The sequence below is a fragment of the Franzmannia qiaohouensis genome (assembly GCF_031451695.1).
Classification (GTDB): Bacteria; Pseudomonadota; Gammaproteobacteria; order Pseudomonadales; family Halomonadaceae; genus Franzmannia; species Franzmannia qiaohouensis.
In genome coordinates this window covers 1-18,913 of the sequence record NZ_JARWAM010000030.1, presented here as the reverse complement: position 1 = coordinate 18,913, position 18,913 = coordinate 1, and the positions used below count along the sequence as shown (strand labels likewise).

General features: G+C 63.2%; 15 protein-coding genes. 6 read left to right on the top strand and 9 right to left on the bottom strand.

The genetic code is table 11. The annotated features are described in order from the left end of the window. Positions 1 to 217: 217 nt before the first annotated feature. Positions 218 to 589 (bottom strand): histone-like nucleoid-structuring protein, MvaT/MvaU family, encoded by a 372-nt coding sequence (locus QC821_RS21190; RefSeq protein ID WP_309725437.1) that lies wholly within the window; start codon positions 587 to 589, stop codon positions 218 to 220. Between the two features lie 237 nt (positions 590 to 826). On the opposite strand from QC821_RS21190, the gene QC821_RS21185 reads away from it, so the two are divergent. The 5 genes from QC821_RS21185 to QC821_RS21165 are packed head-to-tail and all read left to right on the top strand — an operon-like array spanning position 827 to position 5,615. Continuing rightward, on the top strand, positions 827 to 1,261 hold the full coding sequence (locus tag QC821_RS21185) for a TIGR03757 family integrating conjugative element protein (RefSeq protein WP_309725436.1): 435 nt from the start codon (positions 827 to 829) through the stop codon (positions 1,259 to 1,261). After that, on the top strand, positions 1,258 to 2,208 hold the full coding sequence (locus tag QC821_RS21180; RefSeq protein WP_309725434.1) for a TIGR03756 family integrating conjugative element protein: 951 nt from the start codon (positions 1,258 to 1,260) through the stop codon (positions 2,206 to 2,208). The genes QC821_RS21185 and QC821_RS21180 overlap by 4 nt, the downstream gene beginning before the upstream one ends. A 13-nt stretch (positions 2,209 to 2,221) precedes the next feature. After that, positions 2,222 to 3,706, top strand: a complete 1,485-nt coding sequence (locus QC821_RS21175) for an integrating conjugative element protein (RefSeq protein WP_309725432.1) — start codon at positions 2,222 to 2,224, stop codon at positions 3,704 to 3,706. Next, positions 3,706 to 4,086, top strand: coding sequence for a hypothetical protein (locus tag QC821_RS21170; protein ID WP_309725430.1), 381 nt, complete (start codon positions 3,706 to 3,708; stop codon positions 4,084 to 4,086). Before QC821_RS21175 ends, QC821_RS21170 begins: the two co-directional genes overlap by 1 nt. Then, on the top strand, positions 4,086 to 5,615 hold the full coding sequence (locus QC821_RS21165) for a conjugal transfer protein TraG N-terminal domain-containing protein (RefSeq protein ID WP_309725428.1): 1,530 nt from the start codon (positions 4,086 to 4,088) through the stop codon (positions 5,613 to 5,615). Before QC821_RS21170 ends, QC821_RS21165 begins: the two co-directional genes overlap by 1 nt. 479 nt (positions 5,616 to 6,094) lie before the next feature. Here the strand turns inward: QC821_RS21165 and QC821_RS21160 are convergent, their stop codons facing one another. Next, complete coding sequence (locus QC821_RS21160) at positions 6,095 to 6,409, bottom strand: helix-turn-helix domain-containing protein (RefSeq protein ID WP_133483950.1); 315 nt, start codon at positions 6,407 to 6,409, stop codon at positions 6,095 to 6,097. A gap of 415 nt (positions 6,410 to 6,824) precedes the next feature. Here QC821_RS21160 and QC821_RS21155 point away from each other — a divergent pair, with 415 nt between their 5' ends. Beyond that, complete coding sequence (locus QC821_RS21155) at positions 6,825 to 8,054, top strand: DUF4236 domain-containing protein (RefSeq protein ID WP_309725426.1); 1,230 nt, start codon at positions 6,825 to 6,827, stop codon at positions 8,052 to 8,054. Positions 8,055 to 8,062: 8 nt separating this feature from the next. On the opposite strand, the gene brxL is transcribed toward QC821_RS21155, so the two are convergent. From brxL to QC821_RS21120, 7 genes are all read right to left on the bottom strand, one after another. Then, positions 8,063 to 10,123, bottom strand: a complete 2,061-nt coding sequence (gene brxL / locus QC821_RS21150) for a protease Lon-related BREX system protein BrxL (RefSeq protein WP_309725424.1) — start codon at positions 10,121 to 10,123, stop codon at positions 8,063 to 8,065. Between the two features lie 28 nt (positions 10,124 to 10,151). Continuing rightward, positions 10,152 to 12,485: a BREX-1 system phosphatase PglZ type B gene (gene pglZ, locus QC821_RS21145; protein WP_309725421.1), complete on the bottom strand. Its 2,334-nt coding sequence runs from the start codon at positions 12,483 to 12,485 to the stop codon at positions 10,152 to 10,154. 3 nt (positions 12,486 to 12,488) lie between these two features. Beyond that, positions 12,489 to 14,174 carry a DUF262 domain-containing protein gene (locus QC821_RS21140; RefSeq protein WP_309725419.1) on the bottom strand — a complete coding sequence of 562 codons (1,686 nt, stop codon included), beginning with the start codon at positions 14,172 to 14,174 and terminating at the stop codon, positions 12,489 to 12,491. A gap of 137 nt (positions 14,175 to 14,311) precedes the next feature. Next, positions 14,312 to 16,147 carry an Hsp70 family protein gene (locus QC821_RS21135; protein WP_309725417.1) on the bottom strand — a complete coding sequence of 612 codons (1,836 nt, stop codon included), beginning with the start codon at positions 16,145 to 16,147 and terminating at the stop codon, positions 14,312 to 14,314. 1 nt (position 16,148) lies between these two features. Further along, complete coding sequence (locus QC821_RS21130; protein WP_309725415.1) at positions 16,149 to 17,465, bottom strand: hypothetical protein; 1,317 nt, start codon at positions 17,463 to 17,465, stop codon at positions 16,149 to 16,151. Next, positions 17,458 to 18,564, bottom strand: a complete 1,107-nt coding sequence (locus tag QC821_RS21125) for a hypothetical protein (protein ID WP_309725413.1) — start codon at positions 18,562 to 18,564, stop codon at positions 17,458 to 17,460. The genes QC821_RS21130 and QC821_RS21125 overlap by 8 nt, the downstream gene beginning before the upstream one ends. A gap of 32 nt (positions 18,565 to 18,596) precedes the next feature. Beyond that, on the bottom strand, positions 18,597 to 18,809 hold the full coding sequence (locus tag QC821_RS21120) for an ATP-binding protein (protein ID WP_309725439.1): 213 nt from the start codon (positions 18,807 to 18,809) through the stop codon (positions 18,597 to 18,599). Positions 18,810 to 18,913 lie beyond the last annotated feature (104 nt).

The window sequence follows — 18,913 nt, the reverse complement described above, 5'->3', positions numbered from 1 at the left end:
TTGGTTACCGGACACCGGCACAGGTGTTTTTGGGTGAATACTCAGGAGCCCTCAACACCGCAGGTGCTGCGCTTATTACTTGAATTCAGGTCTGATGCAGTCACTAGACAGCTATATCTGAATGATTCTGCAAGAGGGGGCGGCCTTACAGGATAAGCTTAGGAAGCTTAGCCAAACGATCAGCCCCGGCTTGGCGGGGCTGAGTTAAAACACGCTATTAGCTGTTTGTGTCTATGAGCCACCCCTCCACGGTCTCAGCGCCGTATTCCTCCTTCCACGCCTTCAGCGTCTTCTGGTTGCCGCCGCGGGTCTCGACGACTTCACCGGTGTTGGGATTCTTGTAGATCTTGAGCTTGCGCTTGGCGCGGCCGGTGCTCGTGGTGCTGGCGGTCTTGGCAGTAGTCGGCTTGGGGTCCAGCAGCTTGATCACGTCGGCGGCTGACTTGTCGAACTCGCGCATCAGGGCCTCGAGTTTGTCCTTGAACTCCAGCTCGGCCTTGAGGCGGTCGTCGTTCTTCAGCTTTTCGAGCTCTTCCTGAAGCTGCTTGAGCTGCTGTTCCTTATGCATGTAGGTGTTGAGAACGGACATGAGCTTCCTCGTGATGGGAGAATGTTGGAGAGGAGTATGGTGGCAACTTCAATTTTAATCAATGCTCCAAGTCAGGTGAAAGAAGGTGATGTAGGTCATTGGCGTGATTATGGCGGTTGCGGAGGGTTTGGTGTCTGAACCAGAAAACACCAATCGGCCGAATTAACATTTCCTGAAGACGTCCTCGGTGGGCTCGGCAATGCTGTGCCAGTTCCTTGTTCTACTGGAGTGGCAAGCATGGAGAGACACCACCCGCGCCGTTGGCTGGCCGCTTTCGTGCTATTCCCTTGCCTCGCAGGCACTGCACTTGCTGAGCCAGCCATCGAGGTCTTTACCACTGCCGGGGAGCCGGCCGTCAATGTGCCCTCGGGCGTGGCGGTGATCGAACTCGATGCGCCCGGCCTCCTGGATGCTGAGCTGTCGCAAGACCTTCCTGCTGATCCTGAACTTGCGGAGTCCTTGATGCGCGAGCGCATGGCGACGCCTGAGTGGCAGGAGATGGCAGACCGCTATGCCGATAGCTATCTCGGGCTGGCCAGAGCCTGGCAGCTGGGAGTGGAGAAAGTCCCCGCCGTGGTGATCGATGGCCGCCATGTGATCTACGGCCAGCCGGATGTGGCCGAGGCGCTGAGAGAAGCCGAGCGGCTAATGGGACAGGAGGGCCGCCGATGAGGCCCTTCAAGACGGCGGGGGCTGTACTGGGCGGTGCGCTGCTGAGCCTGGGTGGGGTGGAGAAGCCCGCCCATGCGCTGACAACGCCGCAGATCGTCGCCTCGTCGCTCTCCACTCAGTGTCTGGACTACCAGGTCATCGGCATCTGCGTCTGGCTCAACTGCTCCTGGTCGGGCTGCTCCATCCGCACTTCGGTGCAGGTGCGCCACTATATTCCCGAGCTGGTGGTCTCCAGCTACGAGAACACCGGTGACAACCCCTGGTGGGAGGTGGCGGCGCTGTCGCCGCCTCTAGGCGAGGCGCTGGCCGGTGGGCAGAGCACGTCCGATGTCAGCCGGGCTCAGCACGAGCACCTGCGCTTCAAGAACGTGGATGCCATCGGCCACCCGGCCGGTGAGGCCTTCAGCAGCTTCGCCAGCGCCTTCGGCATGACCTGCGCTGGGGCAGCGACGCCTTTTCAGCCCTATCACCTCTCGACCCTGGACGCCCTTGCTTGGCGCAGCGGCATTCCCGAGTCGCTCTACCCCGAGGCACTCACACCCGGCATGCGTGAGCTGGGCCAGCCCGGCGACCTGTGGGGCAACATCTATCCGCGCAGCGGCTTCCTGACCCAGGTGCACGATTACAAGACCGCGGCGACCACCGCCCAGCGCTCTGCCGATGTCGTCACCCGCACCGGACAGCCCCATGTCTACACGCCGCTGGTGACCGCCAGCCGCGACGGCTACTGGCCGCCCGGGCCGGTCAAGGAGGGCGATGCCTCGACCCACCGCTGGCAGCGCCTCACGCCCAACATGAGCAACGCCTGCCGGGTGTGGCCGGACCGCGGCGTCACCGACACCTACGCCGACCGCCTGGACGCCGGCGGTGACTACGCCTGGTCGCTGTGGCGCCCCTATCGCTGCTGTCAGCGCCGCGGCCAGACCCTGCTCTACGCCGTCCCCTGAAGGAGAGAAGTCGATGAAAGGATCTCGCACGCGACGCTTCGCCCTCACGCCGCTGGCCGGCGCGCTGATGGCGGGGCTGCTGTCTACTCATGCTGCCCAGGCTCAGGCGCAATCCGCCGATGCCCTCTACTACCAGATCGGCGGCGCCTCGCCCTTCAGCGTCTCCGCCGGGCGGGGCTACAACCCCAACGTGCGCGGTATCGGCATCAGCTGGAACATGAATGCCACCTGCGGCAACTTCGATATCGGCGCCACGGTCTCCAACCAGCTCAACGGCGTCACCGACGGCTTCCAGAACCTGATGGGGACGGTGGTTCAGAACGCTCAGGGTGCCGTAGCCTCGCTGCCCGCCATGGTCATCCAGCGGGCCAACCCGGGGCTCTATGACCTGCTGAGCAACGGCGTGCTGCAGGGGCGGGTCGATTTCGACCGCGCTTCCATGTCCTGCCGCCAGATGTCCGAGCGCATGGCCGACATGGTCACCGGGCAGGGGTGGCAGCAGATGGCCGCGGCCGAAAGCTGGCAGAGCGCGGCCCAGTCCAACGCCGACGTGGTCGCGGCGCAGGAGCAGGTCGACCAGTCGGGCGGCAATCAAGGCGTGACCTGGGTGGGAGGCCAGCGCCGCGGCGGCCAGGATCAGGCGCCGATTCGCGTGGTGCAGGACACCGCTCGCGCCGGCTACAACCTGCTGCACGGCCGTGATGACACCACCAGCATGGCCCCCATTGCCGGTGGCGGTGGCGGCTGGGGATCGGTGGCCACCAACGAGGGCAACTGGATCGGCGGCGGCGGGCTGGCCGGCGCTTCCGGTGGAAGCGGTGGCGGCTCGGGGTCAGGCAGCGGGGCAGGAAGCTGCCTGGGTGGCATGTGCACGGTCTGGCAGAGCCCGGAGGAGGCCGCTGAGTGGACCCAGGTGGTAATTGGCGAGCAGTCGATCCGCACCTGCGACGGCTGCGAGCGAAGCGAGACCCAGGCCGGCAGCGGCCTAGTCCGCGAGCTGGAGCGTGAACAGCAGGAGGTCTATGGGCTGCTGCAGGGGCTGGTCGACGGCAGCGAGCCGCTGACCCCGGAGAACCTGCGCCAGGTCTCCGCCGGCGACGGCCTGACCGTCTCCCGCGGTGTGATCGAGTCGCTGCGCAGCGACCCCGAGGCCTCGCTGCTGATCCATCGCCTAAGCGGTGAGATGGCCCTGGCCAGGACGCTGACCAAGGCGCTGTGGGCGCGCCGGCTGCTGCTGGCCGGCAGCAGTGATCCGGGCATCGCCGACAACGAGCAGGGCATGTCGGCGCTGGATCGCAAGCTGGTGGCTCTGGATCGGGATATCGAGTCGCTGCGCTCCGAGATGGAGATCCGCCAGGCGCTGGGCAACAGCGCTGCCGGCATCGCCCTGGAGCGGGCCGCCCGGCGCAGCCAGGACGCCTCGCAGGGCGAGACCTTCCGTCCAGATGCGGCCCTGGACGGCCGCGGCCGCCCAGCCGGCGAGGAGGGCGGTGACTGATGGCCCCACGTGCTTTCTCCTGGCTGAACCCGGCCCGCTGGCCGTCGCTGCTGCTCGCCATGGCGGTGCTGGTCGTCATGTTCCTGCTGAGCGGCGCCATTCTCGCCGTCAGCGTGCGGCTGCTGGGCGGGCTCGAGGCCCACCATAGCGCCTGGCAGGCCGCCTGGCCGTGGCTGCTGGCCTGGCGGCTGAGCCTCTACGCCGCGCTGGCCCTGGTCTGGTGGCGTAAGGTGCGCCCCCTGGCGGTGGCGCGGCTACGCCGTGATCGCGACGATGGGCAGCAGGCGCTCGCCAAGCTGCGGCGGCTCGAGCTGATGGCTCTGGGCATCCTCGTCCTGCTGGAGGTCACCAACCTGATCAACCAGTTGGGAGGTGCCTGATGGGAGGCCTGCTGACCGCGCCGCTGGTGGTGTTCGACTACTTCGCCAACGCCATGACGCTGCTGGGCTGGATCATCAACAACGCCATCTGGAACGTCATGGTCGGCACCGGCATCGCCGCGGTGCCGTTCATCACCCTGGTGCTCTCCGAGTGGTTCAAGGCCCGCCAGGAGGGCGACGAGGCGGGGACCAAGGGCATCCTCACGGTCAACCGCATCGAGACCCGGCTCTACGCCATGATCCTGGCCTACGCCTTCACCTGCCTGCCGCTGCTGCAGGTCCAGCTGGCCACCGCTGATATCGACGAGAGCCGCTCGCTGGAGTGCGGCACACGCCAGTTCGCCTCGGGAGGCTGGTCTGAGGGGGCGTTTGGCGCGACCGCGAGTTCGATCGGTGGCCAGCAGGCGAGGATTCCGCTGTGGTGGGCGGGCGTGCATGCAGTGTCCCACGGGCTTACCGCTGCGGCGATCCACGCCATTCCCTGCTCGACGGACTTTGAATCCATCCGCATGGAGCTGGACCTGCACAGCGTCGAAGATCCGGGGCTGCAACAGGAGGTCGGCGAGTTTCAGCGCCAGTGCTTCGGGCCGGCGCGCAACCGGCTGCTACAGGAGGGCGGCACCATCGAGGCGACCCGCGCCATGGACGTGGACTGGATCGGCTCGAACTACTTCCATGCTACGCCCGGCTACTACGACAGCTTCTACGCCGGGCGGCCCATCGCCGGCTTCCCTTACGAAGCTGAGCGGGATGTCTCCCGGCCCAACACCGGCCCGGGGATGCCGGGCTATCCCTCCTGCCGGGAGTGGTGGTCCGCCGAGAGCGTTGGCCTGCGGGCCCGGCTGCATGAGGAGGTCAGCCCCGGGTTCTGGGACGACTTTCGCAGCGTCTTCACCAGCAGCGACGCCGAGGACTACGTGATCCGGCGCCTGGTCAGCCCCCGCTCGGGTGCGGCCAGCGGCAACCTGGATCAGGCGGTGGTGGGCTTTCGCGGCCTGGACGGCGGCGGCTTCTGGGATGCCACCGTGACGGCCGGCGCCATGGTGGGCGGCACCCTGTCGATCCTGCCCTTTCAGGCCGGCATGGATATGCTCAAGCAGGCGCTGCCGATGGTGCAGGGCATCCTGGTGATGGCCATCATCATCTGCATACCCTTCGTGATGGTCATCTCCAGCTACAGCTTCAAGGTCGCCGGCATGGCCACCTTCGGGCTCTTCGCCATGTGGTTCCTGACCTTCTGGTGGGAGCTCGCCCGCTGGATCAACGCCAACCTGGTGGATCTGCTCTACCGCAGCGACGCCGCCAAGCTGAGCTGGCTCTCCGCCGCCAACAACCTCTACGACCGTATGGTGCTGCAGTTCGTGGAGGGGATGATGTTTCTGGTACTGCCGACGATCTGGGTGGCCGTGCTGGGATGGGCAGGCATGAAGGTCGGCAGCGAGCTCGCAAGAGGCATCGGCGACGGTGGTGGGAAGACTGCCCAGGGAGCAGGGAAGCAGGGAGGGGACAAGGTCCAGTCGAAGTCCTGAGCAGTGGTGAACCATACCCCTCAGTGCTCCGGATCGGAAGAGTATGGAGACCCACCAGGATCACTAGAGCTAGGCCCGTAGCGGAGATGATCTGGCACATCCTCATGGTCTTCGCTTGCCGAGGTGCTGTGTAGCATTCCCTGAGCCACCCCACCAGCCACCACGGCCGCTCCTCCGGCCACCTTGCCGGCTCCACGAGCGATGCGCCGCCACCCTTCCTGGGTGGTGGCCGTTTGGGCGGTGGACTTGGCCACGCCAGCGGCGGAGTCGCGTAGCAGGCGCAGCGAGTCTGTCGTGCTCGCCTGGGTGTGCCAGCCATCGGACCAGCCTTCCTGCTGTCCACCGTTGAGGGCCTTCCGAGCTGCCTGGCGGCCAGCGCTAGCGGCTCGGGTGAGAAGTGATTTCAGCGCCATGGGCGTCCCTCCCTGGGTACATCAGCCCTTTAGCATAGACATGGAGAGGGGGAAGCTCCAGCCAGGTTAGCCGAGGGATGCGAGGTGCTCGATGGTCTCGGGGTATTTCTGGACCAGCCGGATGAGGGTCTTGGCCTGGGCGTTGGGCTTGGCGCGGCCCTGTTCCCAGTTCTCCAGCGTCCTGGGGTTGGTGCGCAGGTACATCGCAAACACCGGGCGCGACATATGCAGCTTCTCGCGCAGAGCGATGAGCTCATCGGCAGTGACGTCAGGGACCTCATCCAGAGCGACAGGATGCGAGCGCAGCGTGCGCTTGCCTTGGCGCTCCTCCGCCAAAGCGTCGAAGCCCTCAACGAGTTCGTCAAAGATGTTGCGGTCCATGGTCATGTCCTCGTAACGACACCAAAAGTATACGCAATTTGCGTATATTTTTCGCTGCTGGTTAATGCAGCCTTCGCTCGCTGCCAAGAGCCTTTGCAGGGGCGGAGCGGCAAAGGCTGAAAGGCCAAAGGCTGGAAGGGAAGGGGGCTCAGGGGAAAGGGGCTTGCCCTGAAAGGCTGGATAGATCGTGAACGCCACAGGGAAAGGGCAAAGGGTTGCTGCCGGTGCTGGTCGTTTCTCAACTGGTCGCGGCGCCGCCTGCTTGAAGCGGCGCTGCAGAAAGAAACCGCAGCTTCTGCAGAAAGGCTCCCACCTAACTCGCTGATTCTGCTGTTTTTGCAGTATGTGCTTCCCACACGTCGGCACGTCTGTGCAGAATGAAACGCTGTCTGCATCTACCGACAAGGAGGTCGCCGTGGGATTTCGCTTCCAGCGCCGCATCAGCCTCGCACCGGGGATTCGCCTCAACCTTAGTAAGCGGGGCCTCGGGCTTTCGGTGGGCCCGCGTGGCGCGAGCCTCAGCGTGGGGCCAAGGGGCGTGCACGGCCATGCGGGCATTCCCGGCACCGGGCTGGCCTATCGCCAGAAGCTCAATGCTCGGAGCCGTTCAGCTGGGCGTGGGAGCAGCGGCGCTGGTCGCTCCAGCCCCGCGGCAGGCCTGGAGGCGCTGCTGGCTCAGGGCGAGTCGCTGCCCATCCGGCTGGATATCGATGGTGATGGCGACATCCTCTATGCCCACGGTGACGGCACGCACATGAGCGACTACGAGGCGCGCGTGCTGCGGCGGCATGCCGGGGAGTCTCTGCGCGAGCAGTTGGCACAGCACTGTGAGCGCCTCAATGCCGACCTGGACCGCCTGGGGCGGCTCCACGAGGAGACGCCCCACCCGGATAGCACCGGCTACGTCACCCGAGACTTCACCGAGGCGCCGCCAGCACCGCCGGCGCTGCGTCAGCCCGCCTGGTGGTATCGGCTATGGCCGCCCGCCAGGCGGCGCGTCGAGGAGGAGAACCGGCGCCGGCAAGCGGCCTTTGATCAGGCCTATCGCGACTGGGAGTGGCGCAAGGCGACGCACGACGAGGCTGAGTTCGCACGCCACCTTCGCGAAGGGGAAGGCGTGCTGCATGACCCGGACGCCATGGAGCAGACGCTGCGCGAACGCCTGGAGGAGATCGACTGGCCCCGTGAAACCGCCATCGACTTCGACCTCGGCAGCGACGTCAGCACCATTGCCGTGGATATCGACCTCCCCTGCGAGGAGGAGATGCCAGACCGCTACTGGACCATGCCTGCCAAGCAGGTAAGGCTCACGGCCCGCAAGCTCAGCGACACCCGGCAGCGCAAGCTCTACCGGGATCATGTCCACGGCATTGCCTTTCGTGTGCTGGGGGCAGTCTTCGCCCGGTTGCCTGCAGTCCAGGAGGCGCGAATCTCAGGCTATCGCCAGATCACCGACCCGGCCACCGGGGGCGAGCGCGACCAGTACCTGTTCAGCGTGAAGGTCAGCCGCGAGCAGTGGGACAGGATTCACTTCGACAGGCTGGAGCAGGTGGACCCCGTGGCCGCCATGGAGGCCTTCGCCCTACGCCGCGACATGACCAAGACCGGCATCTTCCGCGATATCGAGCCGTTCAAGCTGGTGTAGGTGCTGTCCTACTCCCCCAGCGACTTCAGCAGCGCATCTCGGGCATCCAGGTAGAACTGGATATCCACCTTGGTGGCCATCTCGTCCGACAGGTCGAACAGCAGCTTGCGACAGGTGACCGGCATCAGGATGGCCGTGGCGCCTTTCTCCACGGCAATTTCCACCATGGTGACCGGATTGTGGATCGGCTCGATGGAGCCGCCGAGGTTGATCTCACCCACCACGATCAGGCCGCCACGAATGCTGCGCTTGAGCAGTGCTGAACTCATGGCGATCAGCGCCGCCACGCCGAGCTTGCTGCCGGCCTTGGCGGCGTCGAAGGCGCGCAGTTGAACGGTGAACTCATGCTGACGCGGGTCCTTGTCGCCGACCAACTGCGCGGCGCGAGTGTAGAGGTTCTGCTCGGCGTACCCGATGCTCTCCCGGAAGGCGGGAGGCACCGGCTTGTTGAGGATCTTCACCCCGGAGCCGGGTCCCTCGTTCACCTCGATGCGGAACAGGCCCGGATGCTCCTCCTGGCCGTTGCTGGCCTGGCCGCCGGGGCTGATGCTCCACACCTGGCCGGGTTCCAGTGGATCGTTGCCGATGCTGTTGTCGCTCTGCAGCTCCGGAGTGGCCACGAACTTCTCCACGCCGTCTTCACCCATGGTGTAGCTGAAGTGGGTGTTGCGGAACTCCGCAGCGCCGATGCGTTTCTGCTGTTCCTTGACCCGCCGGCGTGCCTCCATGGCGATATGGATGGCCCACTCCAGGTCGTCGTCGCTGGGTGACAGGTCGTCGCCGGGGTAGAGCAGCTTCAGCAGGCCGCTGGCGGTCTTGTTGACGGCGTTGGTATCGCGGCCGGAGAGTGCGCCGCCGAAGAAGACGCGCCCTTGCCACTGGGAGACGCGGCTCTGGCTGCGCAGCTGGCTCCAGCACTCCGAGAGGAAGTCGCTGACCAGGCCGAAGTGGTCGGTGAGCAGTTCCTTACTGACCTTGGGCACGTCCCAGCCGGGGAGGAAGGCATGGATGCGGTCCATGAAGGCGGTATCGTGGCGCATCTCCTCCGGCAGCGGCCCGAACAGGTGGCCGATGCGCTGCTGATGCTCCACGTCCACATCGAAGTTGCCCACCAGCACGATGGAGCCATCGGCGCGGATGCTCTCCTTGCCACGGGAGAACTCGCCGCTCTCCATGTAGCCCTTCATGATGTTGACGCCGTCCTTGTTGTCGAACGAGATGCCGGACACCTCGTCGAAGCAGACCACGTCGTACTGACACACCAGACCGCGCTGGCCGTTGGCGTTGTTGACGAACATCTTGGCTACCGTGGCCTTGCCGCCGGAGATCAGGTGGGCGTAGGGCGAGACCTGCTGGAACAAGTGGCTCTTGCCGGTGCCGCGGGGACCAAGCTCGACGACGTTATAGTTGCGCTCCACGAAGGGCACCATGCGCAGCAGCATGGCGTCCTTCTGACGCTCGGTGAGGCCCGCAGGCTCGATACCCGTAGAGCGCAGCAGGAAGGCCTTCCACTCTTCGGTGGTGAAGTGACGGCGGGCGGCGGCCAGCTCATCGAGCACGTCGCGTTTGGAGAGCTGGATCTCGCGCAGGGCACGGATGCCGAAGGGGCGCCCGCCTTGCTCCTGGGCGATGCTGGCGTCGTACTCCAGGGTCAGCTCGACGTAGAAGCCGCCGGTCAGCATGCGCTCGTGCTCGCTGACCAGTTCATCCGGAATCCGCACATCGTTCAGGCGCAGGCTGGGCAGGCTGGCCATGTAGATATCGTTCTTGGTATCCAGGCGTGCCTGGATCAGGTCAATGATCTTGATCTCGCCCTTCTCGCGAGCGCGGGCCTTGAACAGCTCCTCCTCGCCGGCCTTGATGGTGCGCGACTTGAGTTGTCGCTGCACCACCTCCAGGCCCTCCTCGATCTCTTCCGGATCGGTGCTGGCACAGTAGCGGCCGAGCAGGAACTCCACCACGTAGGTGGGAACCGGAAACTGCCGGGCGAAGGTGCGCACCAGATCCTTGCGCACCAGGTAGCCGTCCAGCAGCTCAGCCGCCTTGCGATCCAGTTCATCGAGTTCCATGACGTCTCCGAGTGTCTGTTATCAAGGGCTATGCACCGCCGCCGATGGTGGTGGAGCGCTGAGCGATTACCTGGCCGCTGTCGTTCAGCACCACGGCGTGGGCGGTTTCTCCTTCGAGGTCGTCATCGTCGACGACGACCGAGGCCTTGCCACCCGCCTTGAACGGCTTGGGCGAGAGCACCAGGCTGCTGGCCGGGTCACCGGCATGGCGACGAACATCCAGCGTCAGGCCGTCGCTGTCGCCTTCCACCACAATGGTACAGCGCAGTCCTTTCCACACCAGGTCATCGATCAGCACCGAGGGCTTGGGGCCGGCGCTGCCGGTCACCACCAGTTCCGGCGTGACGCACTCCTGCAGACTGAGTCCACCATGGGTGTAGGTCTCGCCTGCCTTGAAGCAGTGGATGCTCTCCGCCAGGGCGAAGTGTACCTGTTCGTTCCAGTACCAGGGGAAGCGCGCAGCGTCTGTATGGGCTCCCGGCTTGAGCGCGGCACAGCGCCCCCACTTGGTCTCCACCAGGCTGGCCGGCAGCTCGGTCTTGGGCAGCTCCCCCGGCAGCAGTAGCCAACCGTGATCGGTTACTACGCGAACCTGTGACCAGCCCTGGGCTAGCAACGCCTGGATGCGTTCTGCCACCTCCGCCAGCATGTCATCGACGTGCTGGGCCAGCTTCCAACCGCGCTCATGGCCAGCGTGATCGATATCGCCGAACTCGCACCAGGCTGGCCGGGAGGTGTCCAGGGTTTCCTTGTGCAACTGCTCCACCTGGCGACGCTCCAGCACTTGCCAGCCGTTGTCGCGCAGCAATTTCTGGAACAGGTGGCGGGTGATAGGGGTGAACTGATAACCATCCGGTTCCTCCTGGATGGCGCTGCTGCCCAGGATGGGTGCCACTGCGTACTTGCCGGTACCGGTCACGCTGGGAAGAGCCGCCCAGGTGCTGTGTTCGGCGACGTCCAGTCCGCGGTTGGTTAGGCGCTGGGATAGCCGCTTGCCGCAATCCATGCGCAGGCCATCCACGAAGAGTACGCACTCGCTTGGCTGGGCATGGGGGGGTGCCTCGCCGCGCTTCAGGCCATCAACGCCTGGTCGCCACACTTTCTGGAGGTGGCGGGCGGCCTCGTCGGCCCAGCGTCGGTACATCGCGCGTATTGCCGCGAAAATGGCCTCCTGCTCGCGCTGGCCGTTGATCAGCTCCAGCGCCCTCAGCAGGGCGTCGTCGGCCTTCCAGCCCTCGTCCAGGTAGGCCTTGCGCATATCCTCCGCCTGGCCCCCAGCCAGGCTGCGCTCCGTCACCTTTGCCAGCTCGGCGAGGGGGGCCAGCGCCATGGCCAAAGGGCTCTCGCCCAACTCCGCCCATACCCAGTCGCGGCGATGGCCGTGCTCGCTCTCCAATGCTTCCAGCCGCTCACGAGCCTCATGGGCCGGCAGGTTGCCCAGCACGCACAGCGCATGATAAAGACGCTCCTCTTCCTGCTGGTTGAGCTGCGGCCAGATCGCCATTTGCTCAGATTCAGAGAAGAAATCCAGGGTAGGCGGCGTGAGCTGGCGAATCTGTTCGATCAGCTGCTGGTAGCGGCGGGGGGCCTCGGCGAAACGTGCCCAGACCGTTTTCCAGTTGCCCTGGCGTTGCGTGAAGCGCTCCAGCGCATCCAGCACGCTCTGCTTCTCCGGATGTATGCCATAGCGAGAGTGGCAAACCTGGCAGAAGGCCTGCCATTCGTGGTGAGGACGACTGGCCTTCATGACTTCAGGTTGGTTCAGCCAGTCCAGCAGGTCGCGCACCGGGTCGCCCCCGGTGAGCAGCGTATTGAAGGCCTCGGCGTCCAGGTGGCGTCCCTGCAAGTCTGCAAGTGTCTCCCGGAGCAACCGGGGCAGGGCGGACAGCAGCGCCTGGCGTGTGGCAGCGTCACCGGCCACGTCCAGGCCCAGCCCGCCCTGCTGGGAGGAGAGGAACGCCCGCGGCGTCCAGTCCTTGGCGTTGACTTGGGACCAGAGTGTGCCCCGGTACTGCAGCTCGGCCAGGGGCTTCAAAGCTTCCGGGCACTCGCTGACGGCGCGTAGGTCCTGGCGCCCCACGCCGGGCAGGTAGAGGATGGGCGGTGTCTCATCGTCCAGCTCGATTCCCTCCACGGTGCCGGCGATGGCGCAGCGCAGCCAGATTGCCGGGCCGCGGCGGTGCTCGGGGGCATAGTCGCCCAGCACCAGAAGCTCCGGAAGCTCGGTCTGGATCTGGGCTATCACCGGCTCCCACAGGCGCTCGCGGTCCGGCCACAGGATGCAGGCCGGCGCGGCCTGAACGTCCGGGTTGTAGGCGGCGGCCTGACGGATCCGCCCAACCAGCTTTTCTAGTAGTGCCATGCTTTAGAATTCCCACTTGTCGGCCAGCACTGCGATCAAATCAGTCTGACGCTCTTTCACAACCTCCGGTGTCCATTGGTCTTCACCTAGCACCTGGCTAGTGAGTGCGTAGGAGGAGACGTTGCTACGGCCACGGAAATAGGCGTTCTTTTTCTTATCGAAGTCATAGTTCTGAGCCTGAGAGTTCCGGCGCTTGTTCAGCGGTACAAGATTGGCCAGCCGATGAACCCACTGCTTCCGCATCTCTGGCTCTGGCCACCATTCGAGCCACTGACTTGTGGCCGGGACGGTTTGTGGCAACACATGCTCGATGGTCAGCACCGTCGGGTCATAGGTTGCCCCACCATCCGATACGAATGAATCCAGCCGGAGTATCAGGTAGTTGCGTCGACGGGCGGTCAGTGTATAGATGTCGCCCTGTAGGACCCGCCGCATTTCGGATTTTTCATCTTCAGTTAGTTCGACATCTCGTACTGGATTGTCGTAGTCATGCGGCTGCTGAAGCGCCGCGATCAGCAATGCATAGCGCTCGATACGCTGGTTCACGTTTTTCGCACAAATGTGCATGTAGGCCGCCAGGCGCTCCAGCTTTCTGAAGAACCACTCTACATAGGCAGGTTCGTTCTTGTGGTCCGCCAGGAACACCATGGCAGGCGGTACCCAGTCCGAGTTGTCGATGCGATTAAGCCAGCGTAATGTGCGATTGACCTTATCAGCATCCGTCTCGGCTACGTAGTGGGACTCTCGAAGAACCGAAAGGGTCTCGGCATAGGGTTCCAGCACGTCTTCGATCAGCGTGCGTGTATCGCTGACCTGTGTCAGGACGTGATTGCGGAATTCCTCCAGCAATGCCCGCTTAGCTTTCTCTTTCGCATGGATCATGCGTACGTAGACGAATAGGTCGTTGAAGCCCGCGCGCCCAAGGTCGACCTCCATGTCTTCCCAGCGTTCGTTGTAGATTTCCTGTTCGCTGGTGGTTGGAAGTTTTCCGATCACATCGGCCTTGATAATGTCCGTCGGCTGAAGGTCTAGTCCACGACTGTTCATGACGGAAAATACGCGAAAAGCAGATTTCTGGCTGGGAGTAGAAACCGCCACGAGGAAGCAGCGTTGCAGCAAGAAGCTGATGAAGTCACCCAGTCGCTCAGGTGAGTCGCCGAATCGCGACCTGAGCCGCTCGATCAGAAGATTGCTGTTTGCCTGAATGTTTTTCTGGGATTCATTTTCAAGCGACGCGGGCCCCAAGGCTAGAAGATCATTGAATGCCAGGCCCTGCACGTAGCAGGTGAAGAACTCGCGATCTTTTTCACGCAGCGTCAACCGCGGCTTTGGCTTCAGGCCTGCGAACTTGTTTCCGGGCTCGGTGATGTACTGGCTGAGTGTGAGCCGGTCCTCACCTTCTAACTGGGCGGCAATAGCGGCGAGCAGGATCGTTAGGGTGGTCAGGCGCTGCTGCCCATCGATCACTTCGGATTTGGGGCTTCCCTCTTCCTTGATGAGCACAATGCTGCCGAGAAAATAGCCTTCCTCCTCTTCGCTCCGGAAGAAGTCATATAGATCATCGAAAAGCTCTGAGGACTGATCAGTCGTCCAAGCATAGGGACGCTGATACGATGGTATCAAGTATTCAAAATCTGAACTGAAAATCTTGGCTAGCGGAAACTCTGCTCCACTGATCTTTTTGCTCATATCGTTTTCGCTCCCTGTTTGTTACCGCCAGCGTATATTGGTAGCCGTTACTCTTTTGCCCTTGGCCTAACTTAGCTCTGTCAGTGGCTGTTCGTTCATCGTGTCGTGATCCAGTAGTGGTGACCGGTTTCATGGAGTCAGCGGCCCGATATACAGCGGCACTTCGGATCTCCCGCTCGCCTCCCACAGTAGCTGCATGGTGCATAGGAGGCGCGCTCATCCCGCTGCAGGTCGGTAAGCTCATCGGCTCGGTGGAAGTGCCCCCCTGGCTGGCCCATCTCTTTCTTGACCAGGGCCTCACCGGGTACCAGGGAGAGATCTTCGCGAATGGCCACGTTGGGTCGCAGCAGGACACCGCCTACCGGCTGCTCGCTCTGGCTGCTGCGACCCTCAGGCTTTTTTGCGGGTGTCTCACTCTTTCCGCTTCGGCTGTGCGGTTCGTTCATCGAGTGGCCGGTGATGCCCTGCATGATGTCCAGCCCGAATTCCAGCTCGTGAATGGGTCGATAGTCGCTGTCTCCCTTGATGGCCGACTTCGCCGTGGCGTGCAGGATCAGGTTATCGTCCACCTCCAGGTCGAGCATGATCCGCTCGAAGAGCTTGGCCATCGTAGGCTCGACCTTGACGTTCAGGGACGCCAGAGGCTGGCGAGAATCGTTGGGCTGCACCTGGCGCCCGTGGCGAGTGGGGGAGAGCAGGCTGATCTTGCCGACGCCGTCTCGTGGATCTGTGCAGTAGAGCGTCAGCCTCTCTGCCTCGCTGACATCCCCGGCAGTGGGCATCTCGTACCCTGCACCAATGACGGAAAAGTAGGCGTTGCGCGCCACATGGACCTCGATGTTCTTGGCCAGGCGCAGGCGTGCGCGGTCATGAGCGATCCAGGCGGCCCCTTCCGAGATGATGGAGAAGCCGCGATCGGAGATCTCCACCCGGGTGGCGCCGAACATCTCATAGAGGCCGGACTTGACCGCGGGCATATTGACGATGCCGCCTGTGGCGAGGCACAGCGAGATATCCGAGGTGGTCAGGTCCGCAGCCTCGATCAGGGTCTTGGCGCGCTTCACCCCCTGGCGGATCTTCTGGCCGATGATCTCCTCCAGCTCGCTGCGGGTCAGTAGGATATCAAGATCTGGATCTTTCAAGTCGTCGCGGAAGTAGCCCGGAACATAGACGTGCACCTGATCTCGGGAGGAGAGCTTGATCTTGGCTTCCTCGGCGCGAGTGAGCAGATTAAGTCTCGCACCGGGGTCGACATCGGCTTTATCTGGTTTAAGGCCTGCTGCCTCGACGGCACGTTTCTCGACCTCATTCCGGATGGCGTCATCCATCTTGTCCCCACCGAGCTCGTAGGTACCATCGTTGCGGATCTGCACGAGCATGCCGTTCTGGACCTGGCAGAGCGTCAGGTCAAGTGTGCCACCGCCCCAATCGAATACCAGTAGAAACTGCCCCTCAAGGCGGCGGATCTCGTTTTCCGGATCCTCCTTGGTACGCAGGTAGCCGTAGAGAGCCGCCATGGGTTCATGGACGAACTGCTCAATCACCAGGCCGGCTTGGTGGAAGGCCTCGCGAAGCTCGCGGCGCTGCCTGCCGTCCATATCGACGGGAATCGTGACGACGGCCCGATTGATAGCTGTTGTGCTGTTATAGCGCTCTGTATCTTGTTCAGCTTGTCCGATTACAAATTTTACAATGTCCGCGACCATGTCGCGGGGACGTCGTGGGACGCCATCGACATGCACATGCTCCCGATCCAGCAGCATCTTGGGTGATCGCACCACGTTGCCGATGACACCGATCTCGTGGGTCGTCAGGCGCTTCTTTGCCTCGCCGCCGCAGATTACATTGTCGCCCTCGTAGCAGACCACGGAAGGGTAGGGCTCACCCCCTTGGTCGAATACCACTGTCCGGCCATCGATGACCTGGCTGATCAGACTGTTGGTGGTGCCGAAATCGAAACCGAAGACTTCCATGTCACTCTCCTTCTGTCTCGCGCAGGATCTTCTTCAGATGCTCAAGCGTCTCGTCCACATGTTGGGAGACGATATGCAGCTTGGGCGGGTCGCGTTGCAGGGCGATCAGCGCATCTTGTAGGCGGGGGACCTCGCTTTTCAGCACCTTGGTCACCTGGGAGCGCAGCCGGTGCTTGTCGTCTGCGAGGTGGATGCTGGTGGTCTGGGCGCTCTGCTTCTCTTGGTGTAGCGCCTGCTCGAGCTCTTTGACTCTGGCCATTAGGGCGTCGTGTTCGTGGCGCAGGGCCGTATGTTCCTGGCGAGCCTGATCGCGCTCGGCGGTGCGTTGCTTGACGTCTCGCTCCAGCCGCTCCAGGTCGCTGGCCTGGCGGGCCCTGGTGTTCTCGATCTGGCGCGACATCCAGCCCAGTGGGGAGAAGTCGGCATTGGCCTGGGTATAGGCCGCCTTCAATAGGGCTTCGGTGGCCTGGGAGGGGTAGTGAGTGCTGGTGGTGAACACCCCCTCCGCTCTCAGGAAGCGCAGGATCTCATCCTCTCCGGCCCACCCCTGGTTGGCCTGCCAGATCAGGCTGAGGAAGAGCAGGTTGCACAGCTTGGCAAGGTTCTCCTTTTTCTCCTTGGCTTGGATCTCCTTGTTAGCCTCTACCTGCTGCACTCGGCTGGCGTAGCGCCTGAAGAGCTCCTTGGCGGGAATGCGGTCATCATCGCTGAGCGGCAGCCAGTCATCGACACACTCCATGGCGAGGTCGAATCCTTCTCGACCAGCGTCGATGGCGAACTTCAGCAGCAGGTCCTTGATGGTGCGATTGCCATGGACCTCGAAGGCGGCGAATGCCAGGTTGACGGTTCGAGCGAGCGAGGCGTCCTCGCGCTGGGCGAGGTCGAGAAGCTCAGAGCTCTGGGCGGCCGAGAGCGTACGCTCCTCCAGCTTTTTCAAGGCCGGTTCGGTGATCCTCTTCGGCGTACCCGAGGAGGCATAGAAACGCTTGATGATATCGAAGACGCGTGTGACGGCCTTACTGCCCTTGGCTCCCTTGCTGGAGGCGCTGTCACTCTCCGTGTTCACATCCTGGCCCGATGACGACGACACCGTCGTTTTGTCCTGGTCGGCTTCGCTTGCCCGATAGTGCCCTCCGGGCCGCCTATCTTGCCCGGCCACTGGTGTCTGCGGGGATGCAGGCGACGGGGAGGGGACCGTTCTCCGCCGGGGCTCGTCGTTGTCGTGTTGTTTGCCACGAGACTCGCCCTGGGAGACGGTACCGGTTGCCTTGTCGATGATCTTGACGGCTTTTTTCTCTTCCTTCGGGGAGTCACTCATTCTCTACGTCCTCGATGATACGGGTGGCCAGGGCCTCGAATAGCGGGCTGTGGCGAAGCTTTTTTGTCCAGTGGGTGGCCTCTTCATGGTCGCCCGCTTCCCAGCAGGTGTTCATGGCCAGCGCCTGGATCTTGACCCGGTCGTGATCGGTGGTGAGCCGCTTGCTGGCCAGGTGTACAAGCTGGGGTAGCTGCTCCTGCTGCTCTGCCAGCGGCAGGCTGCAGAAGCGCATGATTTCGGCGGTCAGAGTATCCACCGGCAGGCTATGGTCGGAAGCGATTCGGGTATCGGGTGCGGAGCAGTGCTTGCCGGAGCGCAGTCCGTTCATCACCTGGCAGGCGATAGCGACCTGGCCGCCGGGTGCCAGGGCCACCGCCTCGTTGAAGGCGTTATCGTTGAAGTTGACCAGCGCCTTGATCAGGTTGGCCAGCGGGCGGTTGAGGAAGCGCAGTGCCTCGCGGGCGGCGTGGTACTTTGCTGAATAGTCATCAGGACCCAGGCTTGTGCCACCCCGCTGGTCCTTGGCCAGCACACCATAGAGGAAGTCGCTGACGCCTTCCAGGTAGTACCTGGCGCCATCCTCCTGCTTGGCCACGGTGATGAACTGGGCGATACGGTCGCTTTCCAGCGGCTGGTTGACGATCAGCGTGTTGAAGACCCGCTCGACCGTGGCCAGCTGTGCCTCGGTGGGGATATCGAATTCGATATGGTAGGTCACCGAGTAGTCGGCGCTGGTCAGGGTGACCTCGTGGAAGCCCGAGGTGATTTCGCTGAGTCGGCGGCATGCCTGTCGGCTGGAAACTTCCTGCTGGTCGATCACGATCCGCTCCGCCTGCTGGATCACCCAGTCCGCCGGTGGGAACGGGCTGGCCACCACCTCACCCCGCTCCTTGACCATGCGGCTTCCCACCAGCAGCTGCGGGCGCTTGAAGGGGTGCTGGTCGAAGATGTGTTGCCGCCTTGCCTCGCGGTCCGTGAAGACCTCTCCGCACTTGTTGCACTTGAAGGTGAGAGGGCGGTTGGGCTCCGTCGGAATCTCGGGGATCAGCACGCTGCCCCCGGCGTTGCCGGGGTCCACTGCATCGGTGATCTTGGCCATCATTAGCCTCCTTGCGTATTACTGAATTGTTTTTATCTCCAAAGCACCACCTTTAAATAATCATCTGTTAGTTCAAACTGTGGTTCAGTGCCATTATGCTCGCGCATGGAAGGGATGATTTTAGTTCGTACTCCCATGCCGCGAGCATCTACATAGCCATAGTCACGCAAGACTTCGATAATAAGTGGGTTTCGTGGCGAGCGTTGTCCCGCGATCATCTTCTCTATCGTCATGGAGTTTTGCAGTGCCCCTGGGCTGATCCCGCCTCATTCATGAGGGCTCGATTCGGGCGGTCTGAAGCTGCTGGCCGGCGGCATTGATCATCAGGTTCCATAGCGCTGGCGTGATA

What these genes read in the sequence shown, in the direction of transcription:
- QC821_RS21170 (WP_309725430.1), top strand. Translation starts at nt 3,706, where the DNA reads ATGGCCCCACGTGCTTTCTCCTGGCTGAACCCGGCCCGCTGGCCGTCG.
- QC821_RS21160 (WP_133483950.1), bottom strand. Translation starts at nt 6,409, where the DNA reads ATGGACCGCAACATCTTTGACGAACTCGTTGAGGGCTTCGACGCTTTG.
- pglZ (WP_309725421.1), bottom strand. Translation starts at nt 12,485, where the DNA reads ATGGCACTACTAGAAAAGCTGGTTGGGCGGATCCGTCAGGCCGCCGCC.
- QC821_RS21180 (WP_309725434.1), top strand. Translation starts at nt 1,258, where the DNA reads ATGAGGCCCTTCAAGACGGCGGGGGCTGTACTGGGCGGTGCGCTGCTG.
- QC821_RS21190 (WP_309725437.1), bottom strand. Translation starts at nt 589, where the DNA reads ATGTCCGTTCTCAACACCTACATGCATAAGGAACAGCAGCTCAAGCAG.
- QC821_RS21130 (WP_309725415.1), bottom strand. Translation starts at nt 17,465, where the DNA reads ATGAGTGACTCCCCGAAGGAAGAGAAAAAAGCCGTCAAGATCATCGAC.
- QC821_RS21175 (WP_309725432.1), top strand. Translation starts at nt 2,222, where the DNA reads ATGAAAGGATCTCGCACGCGACGCTTCGCCCTCACGCCGCTGGCCGGC.
- brxL (WP_309725424.1), bottom strand. Translation starts at nt 10,123, where the DNA reads ATGGAACTCGATGAACTGGATCGCAAGGCGGCTGAGCTGCTGGACGGC.
- QC821_RS21185 (WP_309725436.1), top strand. Translation starts at nt 827, where the DNA reads ATGGAGAGACACCACCCGCGCCGTTGGCTGGCCGCTTTCGTGCTATTC.
- QC821_RS21135 (WP_309725417.1), bottom strand. Translation starts at nt 16,147, where the DNA reads ATGGAAGTCTTCGGTTTCGATTTCGGCACCACCAACAGTCTGATCAGC.
- QC821_RS21165 (WP_309725428.1), top strand. Translation starts at nt 4,086, where the DNA reads ATGGGAGGCCTGCTGACCGCGCCGCTGGTGGTGTTCGACTACTTCGCC.
- QC821_RS21140 (WP_309725419.1), bottom strand. Translation starts at nt 14,174, where the DNA reads ATGAGCAAAAAGATCAGTGGAGCAGAGTTTCCGCTAGCCAAGATTTTC.
- QC821_RS21125 (WP_309725413.1), bottom strand. Translation starts at nt 18,564, where the DNA reads ATGGCCAAGATCACCGATGCAGTGGACCCCGGCAACGCCGGGGGCAGC.